Origin of the sequence: Roseimaritima sediminicola (genome assembly GCF_009618275.1) — a bacterium.
Lineage (GTDB): Bacteria > Planctomycetota > Planctomycetia > Pirellulales > Pirellulaceae > Roseimaritima > Roseimaritima sediminicola.
Window position 1 is genome coordinate 1 of the sequence record NZ_WIAD01000182.1, and the last position, 326, is coordinate 326.

Consider the following 326-nt stretch of genomic DNA (forward strand, 5'->3'; position numbering starts at 1 on the left):
GCCCCGTCATTGTTGACAACCGCCGAGCCGTTGGCCGGTTGGGTGAGCTGCGAAACGGTTAGCGTGTCCTTATCGACGTCGCTGTCGTTGGCCAGCACATCGATCGTAACCGCGGTGTCTTCATCGGTTGTAACGGTGTCATCGTCGGCCACAGGGGCGTCGTTAACGGGGTTTACGGTAACCGTAACGGTCGCCGTTGCGGTGCCGCCGGAACCGTCGGAGATCGTATAGGTGAAGGTGTCGATGCCATGGAAGTTGGCGCTGGGCGTGTAGACGATGGCGCCGCCATTGTTAACGACTGCCGAACCGTTGGTTGGTTGGGTGAG

Annotated in this window: 1 protein-coding gene; it reads right to left on the reverse strand. The window is 60.1% G+C overall.

Annotation, left to right across the window (positions count from 1 at the left end):
• Window positions 1-326 (reverse strand): tandem-95 repeat protein (locus tag GE027_RS22750; protein WP_153559512.1); only part of this gene is annotated, 326 nt, incomplete at both ends.